This is a genomic window from Methanobacterium sp. (assembly GCA_016222945.1).
Lineage (GTDB): Archaea > Methanobacteriota > Methanobacteria > Methanobacteriales > Methanobacteriaceae > Methanobacterium_D.
Genome location: JACRPY010000004.1, coordinates 200,909 through 222,412, shown reverse-complemented (window position 1 = coordinate 222,412; position 21,504 = coordinate 200,909). Strand labels below are relative to the sequence as shown.

Here is a 21,504-nt window from a genome sequence, read left to right as displayed (position 1 = left end):
TAATCTTTCCTTTAAAGTCAAACATTTTTTCTCCTCAATTAAAAAAAATTCAATTTAATATAATAATTCTAATTTAAATATTCCTCATATAAATAATAATAACTAAAAACAATAAAAAATATAATGATTGCTTGAATATCGCTATAATTTCTTTATTTAATAATCATTTTCAGGTGTTAAAATGAAATGCTCAGTATTTGTCCCATCACATATAACTGGTTTTTTTGAAATAATTGACCATGAAAACCCTCTTAAAAAGGGATCTCGCGGTGCGGGAGTTGTTATGGACAAAGGTGTTATAACAAAAATCAAAATAAAAGATGGAAATGGTTTAAATATCAAAATAAATGGAAAAAATGACCCTTATAATGTTACTATAACCAAAAAAGTCATTGAAATCATGAAAAAAGATTTCAATCTGGATAATAAAAAAATTGAGATTGAACATGATGTACAGTTACCTATTGGTGCCGGATTTGGGACTTCCGCCGCTTTTGCAATTGGAACAGCCTTATGTATTTCTAAAACTCTTAAATTACCTTTAACATTTAATAAAGCAGTTCAAATTGCCCATATTGGCGAAGTTAAAATGAAAAGCGGGTTAGGAGATGTTATAGCAGAAATTAATGGCGGAATAACTTTAAGGCTTAAAGAAGGAGCTCCAGGGATTGGAATTACAGATAAATTGGTTTTAGATGAATCAGAGGACCTTTTTGTTATTTCAAAAATATTTGGAGAGATTAAAACATCGGATATAATTGGAGATCCTTTCTATAAAGATAAAATTAATTTTATGGGTAAAAATTTGCTTTTAAAATTAATTAATAATCCTACACCTCAAAATTTTATGAATTTATCCAGAAAATTTGCTGAAAACACAGGTTTAATGAGTAAAGAAGTTTTAGAGACTGTTAAAATATTTGAAGAAGAAACATTAGGAGCTTCTATGGCCATGCTTGGAAATACAGCATTTTCAATTTCTAACACTCCAGATACCAGTGTAGAAAATGTAATTATATCTAAAATATATCACGATGGTTGTAAATTCTTGTAAAATTATTTATTTAATTTTTTTAATATTTTAAAATTAGGAACAGTTATTTACTTTAATTTCCATGAGATATCAATCATTTTTTGTATCAGGTAGTTCTACATCTTTAATTGTATAAGATATTCCTTCATCATCAAGTTTTTTTGTTATACTTTTAACCATTTTACCAACTGCAAAAACAAGTACATTTAAACCTCTTTTTCCTGCAGCAACAGTTGCATAAGGTGTTGCATAATCAAAATCGTAAGGAATCCCTGCTTTAGTAGTCACGGCTTTGGAAACTGTTCCCATTATTCCCACTTTATCAAAACCTTTTTTATAAATTTTCAAGATTTTATCAATGTCACAGGCCCTTGATCCACCCTTATTTATAGTTGGAAGTTTAATTATAGTTATAGAACCAGTTTTTAACTCAATAGTCCCACTTAAATTAGTTAAAGCAACATCTTCGCCTTTTTGGGCATTATTCATTACTTGTGCATAGGCAGATGTTTCTTCCCTTCCAGCATAAAGAGTTCCTTTTTCCATTTTAAGACAGATTCTTTCACCAGATTTTAATTCTTCCTTTGCAATTGCAGGCCAGATAGATTTATACGTGTTCATTGTTTCTACAACTTCATCAGCGTATTTTCTAAGGTCAAAAGCTTCTTTTTTAATTTTTTCAATCCCTCTTTTAGTAATGTGATATCTGGCGCTATCTTCCCTGATTTCCACAAATCCATCATCAGTTAAGCTTTTAATGTTTTCAGAAACAGCCTGAATGGTTATTCCTAACTTTTCAGCGATATCCTTCTGTCTTAAATGAGGTTGCTGTTTAGCAATTTCTGCAAGAATCTGAAACCTTGTAAGCTCTCCTTTTTTTTTAAAAACCTTCATTTATTCACCAGTTATTCGTTATCAGTTAAATTTTACCTGTTAAATATTCATCAAATATTTTAAGGAATTTATCCATATTTTCCTCTGGAATATACGCTCCGCAGGCAACAGAGTGTCCTCCACCGTTTCCTCCTGTTTTAGCGGCAATTTTTCGTATTATGTCTCCAAAATGTATGCCATCATAGGCTAAAAGCCTGGAACACCTTAATGATATTTTAATTCCTTCTCCATCTTCCCCCACAGGTGTAAATCCAATTATTGGTTTTCTCCAATCTCCATAACTTAAAATCATCCCTGCAACTGTTCCTATTACTTCACTTTTTATTTCACTGCCATCAAAATACTGTAAATTATTTAGATGAATAATTCTATCCTCTTCTCGAACCCAATCCATCTTTTGAGCAAGATATCTCCTATGTTCAAGTGCAAGATGATCCATTTCATCTAATGCAAATCCCCTATCTCCTTTTAAAACATTAAGAGCAATATCTGGGTGTTTATGGCGGCTGCATGCATTTACTGCAGTTGAAAATTCACTGGCATCCCTAAGTGGAGAGTATTTCTTTTCCCTTAAAAAGTCGTATGATTCTCCTGAGACAAGTTTAGGGACGTGTTTAATATATTTTTGAGGTACTTCTCTGCTTAACATTTTCACAAGCTCTGAGAAGATTTTACCCTTTTCTTCTTGAGTTAAATCATACAAAACTCGAGGATTTCTTCCATTTTTAGTTGGAATCCCTAAATCTTTAAGCATATGAATACATTCAGTTCTATTATTAGTTATAGGGAGTTTTACATCTCCAAAATAAGATAATGCAACAAATATAGGTCTTGTTTGCCGCCCATAAATTGAAAGATCATTTGTTGAACTTACAAGTTCGTTTTGAATACTATCTGAGAGAATTTCCTTATTTAAACCAATTAATTTTCCATTCAAGCCATTTTGCATATCTCCAACAGCACTTAAAACTCCTAACCAGCTTAAATCATAAAATTCAAATGTACGGGCCAGAAGATAGCACATTCCTCCTCCTGAAACCTCATGAGAACCATCTATACCGTAATAATGAGGATTTATCTCTAGAAATTTGCCTGACGTATGATCAGCATAATTCATTGGCCTTAATGGAGGGTGATGATCTAAAATAAGTATTTTTGAGGATTTATTTCCTAATTGGTCCACTTTTTGTCCAGAACCAAGATCAGAGAATATTGTAAGTTCACTTTCAATTTCAAGATTATCTATTTTATCTAATGTTATAAAATCTACTTTATGATCCTTATCTAACCTATCAAGCATTGATGAAAGTATTGCACCAGCAGTTATGCCGTCACAGTCAATATGGCTGTATATCTGGATATCTTCAGATTCCCTGACCAGTTCATGTGCCTTTAAAAATGCTTTTTCCATTAGATTATATTTAGAAACGTCCATTTGAAACTCCTAAAACATAAGTAGCCATTATCTTTATTTTATGCAGTTAAATGTAAATAAATTTAATTTATATATCATTTAAAGAGTTTTTATCTCATTCCTTTTATCATATTACTTATTTTTATGAGAACTTCTCTTTTAGGCATGTTTTTATCTACAGTGACTCTTCCTGAGGATTCCCACCAAGAGCGAGAATAGGATTTGCTGTTTTCTGTTTCAGGATTAAGCTGAAGCTTTTTTGCAGCATTTGAAATTTCTCTTAATTTTGGAGAAGGGACTCCATTTTCCTTTGAAACACGTCTGCCCTCTTTTTTTGTCTTTTCTGAATCAATATAAACTGGCCATATTATTGTTCTCATAAATTCGCCTCTAATACTTTATTTATTAATTACTTCAACTAATTTATCCAGCATATTTTTAAAAGTGTAAACTTCAGGCATTATAGGATTAATTCCATATGCATCAAGCACTTTTTTGGTTATAGGTCCTATTGCACCAACTAAAACTTCTTTATTTTTAAATATATCTATAATTTCTTCCTTATTTTCTTCTTTTGCTACTTTAATTAAGTTTTTAACAGTTAAAGGGCTTGTAAACATGATAATATCAATTTTTTTATTTAATATGTCATCTATAAGATCATAAATTTTTGATTTATCGTCAGGCATTTCTGATTTATATGCATCTGCAAGAATAACAGTTGCCCCTTGATCTTCAAGCCCTTTAGGAAGTGTATATCTAGCAACCATTGTTCTTGGAAGTCCCATTTTCATTCCTTTAATATCAAATCCTTCAAATGATTCTAAAAGTCCTTCTGCTGTATAATCTGTAGGCATAAGGTCAGCTTCAATATCAAATTTATCCAGTGTTTCTCTGGTTTTAGGGCCAATAACTGCAATTTTAAGATTTTGAGCGCTTTTAATATCTTTACAATATTTAAAGAATGCTTCAATTGCTCGAGGAGATGTAAATACAAGCCAATTCAATTCATTTTTCATTTTACATAAATTTATCATTTCTTCAGGCTTAGAATCTTTAAGTTCAATTGTAGGAGTTACAATAGGGATTGCACCATATGCTTTAATTATTTCCACTGAATCTCTGGTTCTCTCAGCAGGCCGAGTTATTACAATTCTTTTACCTTCAAGACCACTCATAATTAAGCCTCATTTAAAAATTATTCATCAATTTGATTTATTTCTTTAAACACATCTACAACATGTCCAATTACTACTAATGCTGGTGGTTTAATGTTTTTTTCAGTTATATTTTCCAGTGTGCCTGTAATTATTCTCTGATTTTCCATAGTGCCATTTTCAATAACACAAACTGGAGTAGAAGGATCTTTATATTTCATTATTTCGGCAATGTTTTCAGCTAAATTACTTATTCCCATTAATATTACAATAGTATCGGCTTTAAAATCCCATTTTACCTGTTTTTCTTTTTTTGTAGGGTCTTCATGTCCTGTAACAAGTGTAAGTGATGTTGCAATACCTCTATGTGTTACTGGAAGGCCTATTGTTGTTGGAGCACCGATTGCTGATGTGACCCCTGGAATTAACTCAAATTTAATCCCTTCTTTTTTAAGGGCGAGCATTTCTTCACCACCCCGTCCAAATACAAATGGATCTCCACCTTTAAGCCTTACAACTATATTATTATCCTTTGCTTCCTTAACAAGTAATTTATTAATTTCATCTTGAGTTTTGTAGTGTTGACCTGCCTGTTTACCTACATATACAAGTTTTGCATTTTCTGCATATTCTAAAATTTCTTCATTTGCAAGTTTGTCGTAGAGCACAACTTCTGCTTTTTTTAATGCATTTATGGCTTTAAGTGTTATTAATTCAGGATCTCCCGGTCCTGCACCAACTAAATAGACTACCATGTATTCACCGCTTAATTTTTAATTTAAAAAAATTATTTTACTGTTTTTATTTAAAATAAATGATAAAACTCATTATTTTGCAAATTAATGAAGTATGTAGTTTACAATTCCTTTAAAGAAGTTTAGACCATCATCTGAACCTAATACTGCCTCCGATGCCCTTTCAGGGTGAGGCATTACAGCACATACAAGCCCATTTTCATTACAAATTCCAGTTACAGCTTCCATAGATCCATTGGGATTTTCTCCTTCAAATTGAAGCACAATCTGGTCATTATCATGAAGTTTTTCAATTTCTTCAGTGTAGTATCTGCCTTCAGCATGAGCTATGGGCATTTTAATGATTTCATTCTTTTTATACATACTTGTAAAAGGTGTTCGTGTTGATTTAACCTTTAATTCCACATCTTTACAAATGAATTTGGCATCTTTGTTATTTGTAAACACTCCCGGCACTAATCCTATTTCTCCAAGTATTTGAGCACCGTTACAGATTCCAAGAACTGGTTTTTCTTCTTTAACTATTTCTTTTATCCCATCTATAACAGGAGTTATACTGGCTATTGCTCCAGCCCGTAAATAGTCACCGTAAGAAAAGCCCCCAGGAATAACAATAGCATCAAAATCAGATAAATCCCGTTTATTCCACCATATATACTCTGGTTCGCCACCAGCAATTGTTAAAGCATGAAATACATCCCGGTCACAGTTTGAACCTGGAAATCGTATGATTCCGACTTTCATTATTTTTCCTCTTTGAATATTATTGATGAATTATGATTTTTGAGTTATTTTAATCTCATAATCATGTATTACAGGGTTACAAAGAAGTCTTTGACACATATCATCTACTTCTTCCCTTGCAAGTTTTTCATCTTTTTCATTAATTGTAAATTTGATAATCTCAATTGTATCTGTATCTTCAACTTCATATCCTAAAAGAGCAAGTGCTCTTTGAATTGTGGAAGCTTCTGGATTTAACATGCCTTTTTTTAGGCTTATTTTTACTTCTGCATCGTATTTCATTTAATCACCCTAAAATAACAATTTAAAGAATGAAAACAGTTATTATTTATAGATAGTTTTTTGTACTTATTAATTTTTATAATTCAATATTCCATCTTTTTTTGTCTTCATCATCAAGTATTATTGAAGCAACTCTTTTGTAGGCTTCGATTACACCTGATTCTCCCTGTCTGAATAGATCTTTGTCAAGAACGTCACAGGTTTCACTGTCCCAGAATCTACATGTATCTGGACTTATTTCGTCGCCTAAAATTATATTTCCATCCATATCATATCCATATTCAATTTTAAAATCAGGAAATAGCAATCCTTTGGATTCCAGGAAATCTTTCAGTGTTTTATTAATTTTTAAGGATGTTCCTTTTATTATTTTAAGTTTTTCTTCATCAATAAGGTCAAGAGCGATAGCTATATCCGTATTTAACATAGGATCTCCATATTCATCGCTTTTATAATCTATTTGTATAATTGGAGGATCAAATGTCTGTTTTGGTTGGAAGGGATATCTTCGAAGCAAACTTCCAGCAGCTATATTTCGGGTTATTACTTCAAGAGGAATCATTTCAAGTTTCCATGAAAGCATACAGCCCGGTTTAATGAGATCAATGTATTGGGTTTTTATTCCTGCATTTTCAAGGACTTCAAAGAATTTTGCGGAGATTATCGAATTCCAAAAACCTTTTGTACTGATTTTATCTTTTTTAGCTCCGTCACCTGCAGTAATATCATCTCTAAATTCGACTACAACTTTTTTAGGGTCATCTGTTTCATATATGCCCTTTGCTTTTCCTTGGTATATTAAATTTCCAATTTTGATATTCATATTTAACTCCGTTCCATATATTTAGTGTCAAATACTTATATAGATATGAACTACAATTAGTGATATTGTAATTTTATGATTATATATTAAATGAAAGATAAAATAGTGGATTAATTGAAACACCATTCGGTGAAAACTATGTGTGGGATAATAGGCTGTATATTAAACAATAAAAACGCTGCCCCTGTACTTCTAGAATGCGTAAAAAAGTTAGAATACAGAGGATACGATTCTGTAGGTATTGCAACCGTAGAAAACGAGATAAAAATAAAAAAGGATAAAGGAAAAATTGATGATGTTCAGGATAATTTAGGATTAACTGATCTTCCAGGAATTATGGGGATAGCCCATGTAAGATGGGCAACTCATGGAATTCCAACAAAAGAAAATGCCCATCCACATACAGATTGCAAAAATATGATAGCAGTAGTGCATAATGGAATAATTGAAAATTATAAAGAACTGAAAGACCATCTTATAGATGAAGGTCATGTTTTTAAATCTGAAACAGATACTGAGATTATTCCTCACCTCATTGAAAGGCATATGAGTATGGGAAATGATTTAGAAGCTTCAATAAGGCTTGCGGTTGAAAATCTTAAAGGATCATATGCTATAGCTGTTGTATCTTGTGATGAACCAGATAAAGTTATAGGGCTGCGAAAGGAAAGTCCCCTCATTGTTGGAAAAGGTGAAAATGAGTATTTCATAGCTTCAGACGCTCCTGCCATATTAAAACATACAAATAAAGTTATATATCTTGAAGATAACGAAATGGTAATTTTAAACAAAGAAGGAATCACTGTAAAAGATTCTGAGGGAAATGAGCTTAAAAAAGAAATAAATATAATTGAATGGACTCCTGATATGGCTGAAAAGGGAGGCTATGAACATTTCATGCTGAAAGAAATTCATGAACAGCCGGATGCAGTTAGAGATACTCTTCTTGAAGCACCGGAAATTAAAAATACTGTGAATAATTTTCCTAAATTTAATAGAGTCTGTTTTGTAGCTTGCGGAACATCCTATCACGCGTCTCTTATCGGTAAATACCTATTTGAAAACCTGGTTGGAATACCTGCTGATGTTGCTTTAGCTTCTGAATTTGAATATTCTGCAGAGACATTAGATGGAAATACCCTCGTAATATTAATAACTCAGTCTGGAGAGACTGCAGATACACTTAAAGCTTTAAGGATGGTTAATCATAAAGCCAAAACACTTGCTATTGTAAACGTGCTTGGAAGCACAATTACAAGAGAAGCAGAATACGTAATTTACACAAGAGCTGGTCCTGAAATTGGAGTTGCGGCAACAAAGACCTATGTAAGCCAATTAACTTGCATATATCTCCTTGCAATTTATATGAGTGGAAAAAAAGAGCTTTTAGAAAAATTACAGAAAATTCCAGATTATATGAAGAGTGCCCTTGAAAAAGAGGATCATATCAAAGGAATAGCAGAAAAATATACATATGCAACTGATTTCTTTTTCATTGGAAGGGGTTTCTCATACCCTACAGCCATGGAAGGTGCATTAAAGCTTAAAGAGATAACCTATATTCATGGAGAGGGTTATCCTGCAGGAGAATTAAAACACGGGCCACTAGCACTGATAGATGATGGAGTTCCTGTTGTCGCAGTAGCACCACCAGGTAAAAGTCATGATAAGACATTAAGTAATGTTGAAGAAGTAAAAGCACGAGGAGCACATGTAATTGGTCTTGGATCATTTGGAGATAAAGTCTTAAAATCTGAAGCTCATGATATGATCGAGTTTGAAGATGAAATTGATGAAATATTCTCAGCCATACCTTATGTTATCCCTTTACAGCTTTTATCATATTATATCAGTGTAATGAGGGATATAGATCCAGATAAGCCTAAAAACCTGGCGAAATGTGTAACTGTTGAATAAATGTTTAATGTCATGTTTTGGCTTTAAAATCTTCATTTATTTTTTAATTTATTTATTTTAATTTACTCCTATTTTCTCAAATTGCTCTTCTTTTTAATTGTTTTCAGTTAATCTTAAATGGTGTAACGATATATTTATATTAAATAATTTTTAAATTTCAAAACAAGATTATATAGTTGTGTAGATTGAATATTGAAGGAAGTTTTATATGGATTCTAGAAAAAGTGGAAAAGTTTTCATTGTTTTAATTATATCATTAATTGCATTTGGTTTAGGTTCATGTGTAAATGCAATAAATGCAGGTAATGATATCACTTTTGGATTATTACCGACTACATTATCATTAGATAATGAACAGCAAATGAAAGTAATAGATGACACGTCTTTTAATCCAGTTCATGTTATGAGGCATTTTTACAACAATACAACTGTAACTAACACCACTCCTGTTGTTAATAATGTTTCAAATTCAACTGCCAAAAAAACAGTTACCAATGGCACCAAATAATTAATAACAACTCTTTTTTATTAAAACTAAATTTTTAGCCCTAATTTTAGCTAAAACATGATCTTTAGAATTTAATCTTTTTTTTAATTTTAAAATACAGAATATATATTAATAATAGCAACAGATATTTACATGTTCTTATTTTAAATATTTCTATTTTTGGAGATTTGGTAGATATCTATGATAATTTTACGGCAAAACAAGAAAATTGTGGAGTTATACCCAATTGGAAGTTCAAAAGGGGCTTTAAATTCAAGAAGAAAGCCTGTTTTTTATGGATCATTAAAACTTAAAAGAATCAATACCCAAATCAAACCCTACAAATTTATAGTTAAAAAGGGCGATAAAGAATCACTATTTCCCCCTGGGGAAGCCATTAAAATCCTAAAAAAACAAAATATTTACATTGTGGGCAAAGAACCTGAAATTGAAGAGATGTTAGATTCTTTAAACATTAAATATAAACGAACCAGAATTTGCAGGCACTGTACAATGGGAGGTTATATTACAATTATAAACTCCGATGTTGCTTATTTATTCCATAATGAGTATATCTGTAGAATATGTGCTGAAGAAGAGATAAAAAGAGAATTAATAGCTCGAAATTACGATTTAACTGCTTTTAAAAATTTTAAAAAGATGCTTGATAAAACTGGTGACCTAAATAAAGTCTTAAGTGTATTTGATCCTAATTTTAATCCAGTAAAAAATCCTGATTTAACATTATACGATAAAATTACTATAAAAGATGATAAAAATATTCCAAAACTGAGTATGGATGATATAAATATTTCCGCTGAGTTTAAAGACATATTAAAGAAACAGGGAAAATATTTACTACCTGTACAATCTATGGCTCTTTCTAATGGGCTTCTTGAAGGTGAAAGTCTTCTTGTTGTTTCTGCAACTGCAAGTGGAAAGACATTAATCGGTGAACTTGCAGGAATACCTAATGCACTTAATGGCAAGAAATTCATGTTTTTAACTCCTCTTGTAGCTCTTGCAAATCAAAAATACAGAGATTTTAAAAAACGATACTCAAAATTAGGGCTTAAAGTAGCAATAAGAGTAGGTATGAGCAGAATAAATGCAAAAGAAGAGCTTTCAATTAGAGATGAAAATATTGGAAATGCAGATATCATTGTGGGAACATATGAAGGTCTGGATTTCATGCTTAGATCAGGCGGCGCAGGGGAATTAGGGGAACTGGGAACTGTTGTAATAGATGAAATACATATGCTTGATGATGAGGAACGTGGCCCTCGGCTTAATGGCCTTATAAAACGGTTAAACTCACTTTTTGATAATATACAGGTTTTAGGACTTTCTGCAACTGTGAAAAATCCTGATGAAATTGCTAAAGAGTTTAAAATGAAACTTGTAGAATATGACAAGCGTCCTGTTCCTTTAGAACGCCACCTCATATTTGCAAATTCAGAATATGAAAAAGAAGATATAATGACCAAACTTGCAAGGTCTGAATACAAAAATACCTCTAAAAAAGGATTTCATGGTCAAACTATAATATTTACAAATTCAAGAAGAAAAACACATTCTATTGCAGATTATCTTACAAAAAGAAATGTAAATGCGGCAGCGTACCATGCAGGCCTTTCCTATTCTAAAAAGAACAAAATTGAACGTGATTTTGGAAAACAGAAAATTTCTACAGTAGTTACAACTGCAGCACTTGCAGCGGGTGTAGATTTTCCGGCATCTCAAGTTATATTTGAGTCTCTTACTATGGGTAATAAATGGTTGGGGCCAAATGAGTTTTCACAAATGCTTGGAAGGGCTGGAAGACCCACTTATCATGATGTTGGTAAAATATATTTAATTCCAGAAGTTGGAAGAAAATTTGATGAAGAAACAGAGGATTTCATGGCTGTAACTTTACTTGAAAGTGATGTAGAACCAGTACATCTTGAATATTCAGAAAATGCCATGATTGAGCAATTTTTAGCTGATATTTCTTCAACCAGGATAAAAAAATTGGAAGACTTCAAAAATGCATATAAAAATCTGGAATTACCATTAGACTATGATAGCGCGTTTGATATATTAACAGACTACGGGTTCATTAATGAGAAAAATGGAAATGTCAACATAACTGATTATGGGAAAGCAGTGTCTGTATCATTTTTAGATTATAAAGAAGCAGATTATATAAGGAAACGTTTGAATAAAAACCCCCTTGAAATTGCCATTTCTCTTGAACCCTTTGAAAGTGTGTATATGTCACAAAGAGTGAATAGAAGGCTGAATAAAATACTTAAAACCAATATTTCATCTAGATTATTTGCTGATTCTTCAATGGATATTTTGTCATCAGCAGATGTAATTTCAAAACTTGAACCTAATCTTAGAGATCCTATAATAAACATGCAGATTGATTTTTTATCATGTAGATGTAAAGATAGACCATTTTGTGGTTGTTTCCAAACTGAATTTTCAAGAAAAGTACTTCAAAAACGGTTATCTAAAAAAGACCCTGTTGATATTAGTAAAAAGTTTTTAAGGGATTATCAAATACATGTTTATGCAGGAGATATATTTTCATGGCTTGATTCTATAATAAGGATGCTTGAAGCTATAAGAAGAATTGCAAAAGCATATAAATACCATAAAACAGCAAAAGAATGTTCTAAACTCATAAAGGCAATAGAAAACTAAATTTTATTTATTTTTATTATTCTATACATTGTTCCTGCATCTGGAACATTCCAGAAAGTAATTAAATAGTATTCTCCCGAAATTTGGTCCAGATTATGAACTAAAAACACATTTTGTTTATCACTATATTGATCTACAACCTTTAAAACATCATCATCTTCTACAGGGATAACTGTTACATTTGAATTTATTCCCTCAACTATCTGGAAGTATTTAAAGGCTGTGAATGCTTTCCAGTATGTTATAATAGTTGAATTTGAAGGAACTTCATTTAAAGTTGTGCTGACAAAATATTCAAAACTATCTCCATCTTGTTGCTCAATCTGATTGTAATTGTTGATATATGATGTGATTGGAACCATTACGAGTGATGATGCAAGAATAAAAATGATTAATATCTTTAAAATATTTCTTTTAATATTTTTAGATTTCGTTTTCCCTTCAACTTTATCTAAAATATATTTAATAAGATCAAAAGCTGTAATCACTCCCACACCAATAAAGATTGAAAATATGAGGAATGATGGAATAAACATGAATTCAACGTCAAAAACATAGTAATTCAAATAAAAAATGATATTTAAAATGAACATCACAATTAGAAGCATTGCAAGCTTAATATTTTTATTAATTAATCCTATTATTCCAATTACCCCTAATATATAACCCATGATGAAAAAATTAGCTTTTAAATGTCCGAAATAAATTAAAATCCGCTCTGGAATTGAAGATAATGAAAAAATTAAATAATAAGAATACTGTTTTGCAATTATTAACATCCACCATTCATCAATTCCCGGTGAAATGACGCTGTATTGAGGAAATTGGGAAGCTCTTATCAATATGTAGATATATTGAGATAAACCCATAAGAAATAATAAAACAAACAAAGACGAGTTTTTATAGTTTAAAAATACCCTATAATTGGTCCAACCTATAAATAATAGAAATATGGGCATAAATAGGATGTTGGATGCATGTGCACCTAAACTCAAACCGTAAACAAGGAAAAATATATATAACAATCTGATATTTTCATTTTCACTCCATTTGATTAGAATTAGAATCATTAATGCAATAAAAAAAGCATTTAAAGTGTAAACTTCTGCAATTTCTGCCTGCAACCAGAAAGATTTAGAAAATGCCAGTGCAAGTGCAGCAATCAATGCAATAACCCTATATACATTTATCTGTAATTTATAATGAGATTCTGGCAGATTAGATTGTTCTTTTTTATTAGAAATTATATTCTTATTGAATTTAGCTATTTCAAATACGATAACATAAATTAGGGCTGATGTAAAAGCAGCAAAAAATGCCGACATTAAATTAATTCTATATGCAACGCTTCCTATTGGCATTAAACTAAATAAATGCCCTATCCATGTATAAATAGGATAACCTGTGGGATGAGGTATTCCTAAAGTATAAGAAGCAATACAGAACTCAGCACTATCCCCCTGAAGTACAGATGGCGCTAAAAACTTAATATAAACTATGAAAGTTAAAATAAAAACAGTTATTGGGATTAAAATATCAATTTTATCCATTATTTGTTTATGTAAATCAGTTAAGTTCAATAAAACACCATTTACTGCTTAAATTAAAATTATAATCATAATAAATATTTTTAAAGGATTTTTCAGTTTGAATCCTCCAATACTACTCTAATAATTTATAAATATTGTTGATTACATCTTCAATTCCTGTTTCCAGTAATTTAATGCCTAATTCAATATCTATACAAACACATTCATTTTCCACTGTCTCAGCACCAGCATTTATCCCTTGATCAATCTCACGTGCCTTTTTAAAACCAACCATTCCTACTTCTGGATATTCACTGAAATTACAATGTTTTTCTAATTTGGATTCATCAACAATACCTAAAATAGCTCCCATTGACAATTCACCAGTTCCAGCGTGTGGCCCTTCTATTTCTACAATTTTATTATTAAAAATGATTTCAAGCTCTGATTTTTTTTCAATATCACTTAAATAGTCAATTAGCGGAATATTTCCTCCATGACCATTGACCAGAACCACTTTTTTGATTTTCAGACATTTTTTTGCAGCTTTGAGTGTAGGAAGCAAACGATTTATTGCCAACTCTTCTGCATCTATATGGATACCATGTTTTATGTAATCATATTCTGTAGCAGCATATAATATCCCTAAGAATTTTGCACCACTTCTTAAAGATGCTTGAAGGGCGATGTGGGCTGCAATTTTAGAATCAGTATCAATAGGTAATGCTGCACCATGATTTTCTAGATGGGATCCAATTGCCAGAACTCCAATTTCATGTACTTTAGGAGAAATAACATTTCCTGAAGAGTATCTAAGTTTCATAATTCCACATTTATGATTTTAAACCGATAAATTCCATAATTTATCGCCAATATAATGGATAGTCTTTACTGCCTTCCCTTCATCACTCTCCACCATTTCTTCTCCAGAAATAAGTGCTTTTCCAATGGCAAGGGGTTTTCTATGGGTTTCATCAATGATTATAACAAAATCATCTTCAATAATGCTTGAATCAGCCTCGGTGATGCCTGGAGACATTATATCTGCTCCTTTAGCCACAAATCTTATGGCTCCCATATCAACTACAACATATTTAGTTGTTATTTCCAGCTCTAATGCACCTTTAAGAGTTGGAAACGCAGTATCCTCAATCATCATAAGGAAAGGTTTTCCATTAACAAGCAGTATATCATAAAGATCCGTTTCAAGAATCTCAATTTTGCCTTTAGGAGGTATTATAGTGTAATATTCACCTAATTGTTCCTTTAATTTTTTTAATTTCTTTTTTTGAAGGTAGTATCTTTTCCTGATCTTCAATAGTCACACCCACAATTTTATGTTTTAATTATAATGTTTATGTTATTGCAATGATTTAAATTGCCTTAATTATCTTAATCTTAATCCTAAGTTTTGAATTTAAAGAATTAAATATTATATTGAATTAGATTATATGGTTATTTTAAGTTTATTGAATAAAGCATTGAAGTGATAATCAAATCTTGTTATTTGATGTTATAATGAAGAAAAGGTTACTTAGAATAATTTTCTATATACCAATCAATTAGTTCACTGGCAATACTAATTTTTGAAGGCATATCTGGAAGTTCTGATACGTCAAACCATTTAGCATCAGCTATTTCCTTCCCATCAACAATTATTTCACCACTTTTATATTCTGCTGTAAATCCCACCATAAGGGAATTAGGAAATGGCCAAGGTTGACTTCCAAAATATTTTATATTATTAACATTTAAACCCACTTCTTCTGCAGTTTCTCTTTTTACAGCCTCTTCTAATGTTTCTCCAGCTTCTACAAAGCCTGCAATAAGTCCATATCTTCGATAACTACCGTAGTTGTGTTTAGCCATGAGAATTTTACCATTCTTTATAATAGCAGTTATAACTGCTGGAGAAATACGTGTATGACTTATAAATCCACATTCAGGACAAATTTTAGCCATTTCACCATCTATAGTTTCTGTTGATGTACCGCATTTACCGCAAAACTGGTGATTTTTATCCCAGTTAATAATCTGGACAGCTCTACCAGCTAAAAGATATATATCTTCACCTAAAACAGAGTACAGTGATCTTAAATCATAAAAATCCATTTTTTCATGCACAATAGGTTTTTCTACTTCTGCACAATAGCAAGGATGACCCCTAATTGTTCCCAGATAAATTTTCCTTTCAGGAGTGATATTTAACTCTTTTAAGTTTTCTAAAAAAGGAATTTGACCATCTTCGGCATTTATCAACATCTTATTTGAATTAAATACAAACCAATATGCCTTAACACCTTTTTCATGGTTAGGTTTGTTTTCAGGCTGATATTGTTTGTAAATGCTTTCTCGTTGCATAAAATTAGTTTGTTCAGATTTTATAAATAATTATTGCAATTGAAATTTAATTTTTAGAATCATTCCGATTCTATGTCCACCAATGGCTTAACACGCTCAATTGAATTTTTAACAGCATTATCATCCATTTCAACTATTATTGCACCTTTTAAACAAATTTCAGCGCAGCGACCACAGCCTCTGCATTTTTTCATATCTATCTTTGATTTTCCATTTTCAACGTAGATTGCTTCTACAAAGCAAATATCATTTGCACAGTTCCCGCAGCCATTGCAAAGATCTTCATTGAATTTTATTTCAACTCCAACCATGGAAGAAATGCTTTCACCAAGATTTTCTGGAAGTTCAGGAGTCATTTTCCATAAACAGCAGCAAGGACAGCAACTGCAAATTGATAAAAGTTCTTCTTTAGGGCCTGTGTTCAACCATACACTGTCAATTTTGTTTCTACCAATAATATTCACTAATCCTGCTTCTTGAGATTTATCAACATGTTCCAGGGCCTCTGTTTTTGAAACTACTCTTCCTAAATTAGAAGATATCCTTTTTGATCCCTTACCTAAAAATAAACATCCAATATCATGAGGATAATCTTTACAATCCGTTGAAACTCTGCATATGCATGAATCCATAATAAAATGATATCTGGAGTTTTGTATCATCTCTTTTAGAACTTCACTTGGAAGGAATATGTCTTTTGGGATTTCAATATCTGTATTTACTTCAATCTCTTCAAATGAAGATTTATTATTCGATTTAATAACAGAATCCCTGGGAAGTACCAGTATATCGTCACCTTCAAAGAACAATTTGTCTACAACCTTTGCAAGTGGCGGTACTTTCCTACAGACCTTTGCAAGAGTAAAACGACTTTTAAATGTTGATTTAATAATTTTTACACTGATATTTGAAAATGTGATTTTTGACATTTTATGTTCTTCCATTTTTTCTTTTTAATTATCTTAAAATATCGAATAACATTTGAAACAATTTTATTATAATTATATATGCTGTATTAACGGGTCATTTACTCCATAAGGCTTTTTACCGTAATATCTTTTAGCATGCTCCACAATCAACGCATGATACTCATTGTAAATTGCAACATCAGCAGGTAAATTTGATTCAAACAATTTTTTTAGTTCCAAATATTTTATATTTTCATCTGCAAACCCTAAATGAACAAATATCCTTTTTGTATAGGCATCAACAACAAATTCCGGCTGCTTATATGCATAAAGCATGATGGAGTCTGCTGTTTCGTTTCCAACTCCTTTAACTGCAATTAACTCTTTTCTTGTGGGAATTCGCCCATTAAGTTCTATGAAAAATTTGCTTATTTCTTTTAAATAAGTTGCTTTTTGATTTAAAAATCCAGCACATTTAATTGCTAATTTAAGTGTTTCATCATCTAACTGCAATAATTTTTGAGGTTCTATTGCATCTAATTCATTTAGGTTAAATAATGCTTTTTCTGCCTGCAGCCAGGATGTATTCTGGGTCAAAATAGCGCCGAGAATCACTTCATAAATTTGATTGGAATTGTTTGGTAAATCATAATTTTGAGGATGATAACCTCTAAAAGCTCCTGTTTTAGTTGGATTAGTTCCAGCATGACTAATTAACGGCCACCAACCTTGCGGACCATAAATTTGGTAGAGTTTCTGGTAAATTCCAATTATTTTCTCATGCATTTTTTCACCCAAATACAAACAATTTATAAAATTCTACTGGTTTAGTTAAATTTAAATTAATTTATATTAATAACATTCTTTGGTAAAAACCTTGATGATGTATTTTCCACTGAAAGAGGCACAAATATGAAAGAAAAATTAATGAAAAGAATTACCGATCAATATATAAAATCTTTTAATGAATTTGATGTAGAGGGAATGCTTAAAAATATTCACAGAGATGTGGTATTCAAAAATATTGCAGGTGAAGAAGTCACTGTAGAATTAAATGGAAAAATAGCCTTTAAAAATCAAATAGATCAACCAGTTGAATTATTTGAAAAAAGAGAAATGAAAATAATTGAACAAAAATTTGGAGATGATATGGTAGAAAACCATGTTGATTTTAAAGGTGTTTTAGCTGTTGATATACCTGACGGGCCTAAAAAGCATGATTTAATCAGACTTCAATATACTACTATTTTTAAGTTTAAAGAAGGAAAAATAATTTCAATAGAAGATATAAATTAATCTCATAAAATTTGGCAGTGAGTAAAAGATGATAATTAAATGCGATAAATGTGTTTTAAGGCGGTGGAAAGATTCTGATCTTGAAAGTTTAATAGAAAATGCTAATAATTCAAAAATAGCCAGTAATATGCGTGATATATTCCCATATCCTTATACTGTTGATGATGGGAAATTTTGGATAAAAATTGCAGAAAATGAAGATCCAATATGTAATTTTGCAATAACTGTGAATAATGAAGCTGTAGGTGGCATAGGACTTACAATTGGTGAAGATATCGAAAGAATTAGTGCAGAAGTTGGTTATTGGCTGGGAGAAAATTACTGGGGACGTGGAATTGTATCTTCGGCCTTAAAAGAAATTTTAGAATATGGTTTTAATGAATTGAAACTGTCAAAATCCGACGATTTTGATGCCTGCAAAACCAAAGGTTTTGCGGTTCAGGAAACAGAGTTTCCTTCAACATCGAAAATCGGGGATTGTCGAACGCTCAATAGAATTTTCGCCAAACCTCTTGAAGATAACATAGGCTCAAGAAAAGTTCTTGAAAAAAATGGTTTTATTCTTGAAGGTATTTTAAGAAATAGTGTATTAAAATCAGGTCAGATTTATAATCAAGCATTATATGCAAAAATTAGATAATTTTTTTATTGTATTAATATTAATAAAGGTTAAACCAGATATTATATCCATTAGATGAATATATTTCAAGTTAATTGAATTGAAATTACCTTTTAAAAGAGTTATTAATGGATGTGAATTCATGTCAGGAAACACAATCGGCAAAATATTTAAAATAACAACATTCGGCTCAAGTCACGGTGTTGCTCTTGGAGCAGTTGTTGATGGCTGTCCAGCAGGACTGGAATTATCAAAAAAGGATATTCAAAAGGAACTTGATAAAAGACGTCCAGGCACAAGCAAGGTTACAACCTCAAGGGGCGAAACTGATGAAGTTCAAGTTTTATCCGGAATTTTTGAAGGTAAAACCGATGGAACACCCATTGCAGCAGTTGTTTACAATAAAGACATGGATTCTTCAGCTTACAGAGCTCTTCGAGGAAAACCACGACCAGGGCATGCTGATTACTGCTGGGAAACCAAATATGAGCATTATGATTACAGGGGAGGCGGCCGAGCAAGTGGAAGAACCACCATAGGGCATGTAATAGGTGGTGCAATAGCAAAAAAACTCCTAGAAACATTAAATATCAAAGTAATAGCTCATGTAACAAAAATTGGGGAAATTGAATCAGAACCTGTCGATTTAATCCAGATTGAAGAAAATATTGAAAAAAATGCTGTTAGATGTGCTGATTTAAAAGCTGCAAAGGAAATGGAAGAACTAATCCTTGATTTAAAAGAGAAAGGAGATTCTGTTGGTGGAGCTGTTGAAATCATTGCCTTAAATGTTCCTGCTGGTCTTGGCGAACCTGTTTTCGACAAATTAGATGCAGATATTGCCAAAGTTTTAATGGGAATTGGTTCAGTTAAAGGCGTTGAAATAGGTTTGGGATTCAAATCTTCAAGTTTAAAAGGCTCTACGATGAATGATGAATTTCAAATAGATAATAATGGAATTAAAACTAAAACAAATAATTCAGGCGGCATATTAGGTGGAATATCTGATGGTATGCCTATTATTGCAAGAATAGCGGTTAAACCTACTCCTTCCATATCTAAAACTCAGCAAACTGTTGACCTTGAACAGAAGGAGAATACTAAAATAGAGATTAAAGGGCGACATGACCCTTGCATCTGTCCAAGAATAACATCTGTTGCAGAATCATCTGTTGCAATTATTATTGTGGATCATCTGATTAGATCAGGTTTTATTGGTCCTTGTAGATTATAATAAGATTTCTATCTCAAAAATTTAAAATAATTAAAAATAAAAAAAATTGATTTATTTTTGAAACTTCAATGTTTTTAAGATCATATTATAGCTTTCTTCAGTCTGATTTACTGCATTTAATGGGCAAATATATTCAAGAACTATGTAACTATCGCTAGTTTCTATGATTGTGACTTTTTGAGCTATACTAGGACCGTATGTTCCTAATTGGGTCGCGTTGATGTTTCCTATATTGGTAGTTCCAATAGTTGAATTTGTTGTATTCATCACTATTTCGTTTGTTCCCGGAAGCTGCAATGTTCCTTTGGCCTTCTTTTGAATTTGAATAACAATATATGATGTTGGACTTTGATCATCAGGAATATTTGCCGTTAACGTGACTTCACTGTACAAGGAACTGCCATCAAAGCTTCCTACAGCGTGATCTTGATTCCATGATTTAGGATATTCAAAATACATGTTTCCGCTGCTAAATGTGCTGTTTCCCACAACACTAGCAACTAAAATAGCAATAATCACTACTGCAGCTATTAATATTCCTGGAAAAATTAAACGTTCGTTATCCATTTTATCACCGACATAGTATTATTATCTAAAAATTAATACTTATAATTTTCCTCAAACATTTTTAACATGAATTTCCATTTAATTAAACTATTTTTAGTGTATATTTTCCAAATGCTAAACTTAAAAGATTGATTACAGTCAATATATCAAGCTAATTGCAAAAATTTAAATTAAATAAAAAGCATACTTATTTTCATTAGATTAGGGCTTGTTTGAGTTAAGTGTAGGAGATAAAAAAAAATGGCTGAAGAAAGAAACATATTGTTAGGTATTTTAGCAATAATTTTAGGTATTTTAGTAATTTCATTTCCCCTTTTCAGTGTATTTACGGCCAGTGTACTTGCAGGATTTGCTATAATCCTTTTAGGTATATGGCTATTGGTTCAAAGCTTTGAAATATGGAGTAAAAGCAAAGCTACAAGCATTGCATTCTTATTCCTGGGCCTAATTGCTATAGTTGGTGGAATCGGTTTATTTGGAAATATACTTGCATTCAGCTTCTTAGCAAGCTTTTGGATTTTCTTTGCAGGTTTCTTCCTAATCATATCAGGTATAATGGCATTTTTCACCAAAGAAGGAACTGCAGGAATGGGTATTGGAGCAGTGGGAATAATAATAGGTATAATATACATTTTATTAGCCTCATTTGCATGGAACCCCTACTATTTAGCTCTTTTAATTGGAATTTGGTTAATAATAGATGGTGTAACCCTATTCTTTATTAGTCCAAAACAATTAGCAGAAATAGAAAAGTCACAAATGCCAAAATAATATTTTAAAGCCAAACAAG

General features: G+C 31.4%; 23 protein-coding genes. 8 read left to right on the top strand and 15 right to left on the bottom strand.

Annotation, left to right across the window (positions count from 1 at the left end; all coding sequences use genetic code 11):
- The first annotated feature begins 181 nt into the window (after nt 1-181).
- Nucleotides 182-1,054: a GHMP kinase gene (locus HZC47_07045; protein ID MBI5680629.1), complete on the top strand. Its 873-nt coding sequence runs from the start codon at nt 182-184 to the stop codon at nt 1,052-1,054.
- A gap of 69 nt (nt 1,055-1,123) precedes the next feature.
- Here HZC47_07045 and HZC47_07040 read toward each other — a convergent pair whose 3' ends face one another.
- From HZC47_07040 to HZC47_07005, 8 genes are all read right to left on the bottom strand, one after another.
- Nucleotides 1,124-1,927 carry a winged helix-turn-helix transcriptional regulator gene (locus tag HZC47_07040; protein ID MBI5680628.1) on the bottom strand — a complete coding sequence of 268 codons (804 nt, stop codon included), beginning with the start codon at nt 1,925-1,927 and terminating at the stop codon, nt 1,124-1,126.
- A 25-nt stretch (nt 1,928-1,952) separates the two neighbouring features.
- Nucleotides 1,953-3,362: a DHH family phosphoesterase gene (locus HZC47_07035; protein MBI5680627.1), complete on the bottom strand. Its 1,410-nt coding sequence runs from the start codon at nt 3,360-3,362 to the stop codon at nt 1,953-1,955.
- 89 nt (nt 3,363-3,451) lie between these two features.
- Nucleotides 3,452-3,721: a signal recognition particle protein Srp19 gene (locus HZC47_07030; protein ID MBI5680626.1), complete on the bottom strand. Its 270-nt coding sequence runs from the start codon at nt 3,719-3,721 to the stop codon at nt 3,452-3,454.
- Nucleotides 3,722-3,739: 18 nt separating this feature from the next.
- Nucleotides 3,740-4,519 (bottom strand): uroporphyrinogen-III synthase, encoded by a 780-nt coding sequence (locus HZC47_07025; protein ID MBI5680625.1) that lies wholly within the window; start codon nt 4,517-4,519, stop codon nt 3,740-3,742.
- Between the two features lie 20 nt (nt 4,520-4,539).
- The gene (cobA, locus tag HZC47_07020) at nt 4,540-5,253 is read right to left on the bottom strand and encodes a uroporphyrinogen-III C-methyltransferase (GenBank protein ID MBI5680624.1); all 714 of its coding nucleotides are present in this window, start codon (nt 5,251-5,253) and stop codon (nt 4,540-4,542) included.
- Between the two features lie 84 nt (nt 5,254-5,337).
- Nucleotides 5,338-5,997: a phosphoribosylformylglycinamidine synthase subunit PurQ gene (gene purQ / locus HZC47_07015; GenBank protein MBI5680623.1), complete on the bottom strand. Its 660-nt coding sequence runs from the start codon at nt 5,995-5,997 to the stop codon at nt 5,338-5,340.
- A 30-nt stretch (nt 5,998-6,027) separates the two neighbouring features.
- Nucleotides 6,028-6,279 carry a phosphoribosylformylglycinamidine synthase subunit PurS gene (gene purS / locus HZC47_07010; protein MBI5680622.1) on the bottom strand — a complete coding sequence of 84 codons (252 nt, stop codon included), beginning with the start codon at nt 6,277-6,279 and terminating at the stop codon, nt 6,028-6,030.
- A 76-nt stretch (nt 6,280-6,355) separates the two neighbouring features.
- Nucleotides 6,356-7,102 (bottom strand): phosphoribosylaminoimidazolesuccinocarboxamide synthase, encoded by a 747-nt coding sequence (locus HZC47_07005; protein ID MBI5680621.1) that lies wholly within the window; start codon nt 7,100-7,102, stop codon nt 6,356-6,358.
- A gap of 138 nt (nt 7,103-7,240) precedes the next feature.
- On the opposite strand from HZC47_07005, the gene glmS reads away from it, so the two are divergent.
- The 3 genes from glmS (at nt 7,241) to HZC47_06990 (ending at nt 12,200) form a co-directional block, all read left to right on the top strand.
- The gene (glmS, locus tag HZC47_07000; GenBank protein MBI5680620.1) at nt 7,241-9,019 is read left to right on the top strand and encodes a glutamine--fructose-6-phosphate transaminase (isomerizing); all 1,779 of its coding nucleotides are present in this window, start codon (nt 7,241-7,243) and stop codon (nt 9,017-9,019) included.
- Between the two features lie 208 nt (nt 9,020-9,227).
- The gene (locus tag HZC47_06995; protein ID MBI5680619.1) at nt 9,228-9,527 is read left to right on the top strand and encodes a hypothetical protein; all 300 of its coding nucleotides are present in this window, start codon (nt 9,228-9,230) and stop codon (nt 9,525-9,527) included.
- Nucleotides 9,528-9,707: 180 nt separating this feature from the next.
- Nucleotides 9,708-12,200 (top strand): DEAD/DEAH box helicase, encoded by a 2,493-nt coding sequence (locus tag HZC47_06990; GenBank protein ID MBI5680618.1) that lies wholly within the window; start codon nt 9,708-9,710, stop codon nt 12,198-12,200.
- On the opposite strand, the gene HZC47_06985 is transcribed toward HZC47_06990, so the two are convergent.
- The 6 genes from HZC47_06985 to HZC47_06960 form a co-directional block, all read right to left on the bottom strand.
- On the bottom strand, nt 12,197-13,780 hold the full coding sequence (locus HZC47_06985) for a DUF2723 domain-containing protein (protein ID MBI5680617.1): 1,584 nt from the start codon (nt 13,778-13,780) through the stop codon (nt 12,197-12,199). The two genes, HZC47_06990 and HZC47_06985, sit on opposite strands and share 4 nt — an antisense overlap.
- Before the next feature lie 82 nt (nt 13,781-13,862).
- Complete coding sequence (arfB, locus tag HZC47_06980; GenBank protein ID MBI5680616.1) at nt 13,863-14,555, bottom strand: 2-amino-5-formylamino-6-ribosylaminopyrimidin-4(3H)-one 5'-monophosphate deformylase; 693 nt, start codon at nt 14,553-14,555, stop codon at nt 13,863-13,865.
- A gap of 15 nt (nt 14,556-14,570) precedes the next feature.
- Nucleotides 14,571-15,047 (bottom strand): DUF1947 domain-containing protein, encoded by a 477-nt coding sequence (locus HZC47_06975; GenBank protein ID MBI5680615.1) that lies wholly within the window; start codon nt 15,045-15,047, stop codon nt 14,571-14,573.
- 212 nt (nt 15,048-15,259) lie between these two features.
- Complete coding sequence (gene nudC / locus HZC47_06970) at nt 15,260-16,090, bottom strand: NAD(+) diphosphatase (GenBank protein ID MBI5680614.1); 831 nt, start codon at nt 16,088-16,090, stop codon at nt 15,260-15,262.
- Nucleotides 16,091-16,149: 59 nt separating this feature from the next.
- Nucleotides 16,150-17,019 (bottom strand): 4Fe-4S ferredoxin, encoded by an 870-nt coding sequence (locus HZC47_06965; GenBank protein ID MBI5680613.1) that lies wholly within the window; start codon nt 17,017-17,019, stop codon nt 16,150-16,152.
- 72 nt (nt 17,020-17,091) lie between these two features.
- Nucleotides 17,092-17,784, bottom strand: a complete 693-nt coding sequence (locus tag HZC47_06960) for an endonuclease III domain-containing protein (protein MBI5680612.1) — start codon at nt 17,782-17,784, stop codon at nt 17,092-17,094.
- 126 nt (nt 17,785-17,910) lie between these two features.
- Between HZC47_06960 and HZC47_06955 the strand changes: the two genes are divergently transcribed.
- The 3 genes from HZC47_06955 to aroC all read left to right on the top strand — a co-directional run bounded on the left by HZC47_06955 (nt 17,911) and on the right by aroC (nt 20,147).
- Nucleotides 17,911-18,294 carry a nuclear transport factor 2 family protein gene (locus tag HZC47_06955; protein MBI5680611.1) on the top strand — a complete coding sequence of 128 codons (384 nt, stop codon included), beginning with the start codon at nt 17,911-17,913 and terminating at the stop codon, nt 18,292-18,294.
- A 28-nt stretch (nt 18,295-18,322) separates the two neighbouring features.
- The gene (locus HZC47_06950) at nt 18,323-18,934 is read left to right on the top strand and encodes a GNAT family N-acetyltransferase (protein ID MBI5680610.1); all 612 of its coding nucleotides are present in this window, start codon (nt 18,323-18,325) and stop codon (nt 18,932-18,934) included.
- 121 nt (nt 18,935-19,055) lie between these two features.
- Nucleotides 19,056-20,147, top strand: a complete 1,092-nt coding sequence (aroC, locus tag HZC47_06945; GenBank protein MBI5680609.1) for a chorismate synthase — start codon at nt 19,056-19,058, stop codon at nt 20,145-20,147.
- 51 nt (nt 20,148-20,198) lie between these two features.
- Here the strand turns inward: aroC and HZC47_06940 are convergent, their stop codons facing one another.
- Nucleotides 20,199-20,714 (bottom strand): hypothetical protein, encoded by a 516-nt coding sequence (locus HZC47_06940; GenBank protein ID MBI5680608.1) that lies wholly within the window; start codon nt 20,712-20,714, stop codon nt 20,199-20,201.
- Nucleotides 20,715-20,954: 240 nt separating this feature from the next.
- Here HZC47_06940 and HZC47_06935 point away from each other — a divergent pair, with 240 nt between their 5' ends.
- Nucleotides 20,955-21,485, top strand: a complete 531-nt coding sequence (locus HZC47_06935; protein MBI5680607.1) for a DUF308 domain-containing protein — start codon at nt 20,955-20,957, stop codon at nt 21,483-21,485.
- Nucleotides 21,486-21,504 lie beyond the last annotated feature (19 nt).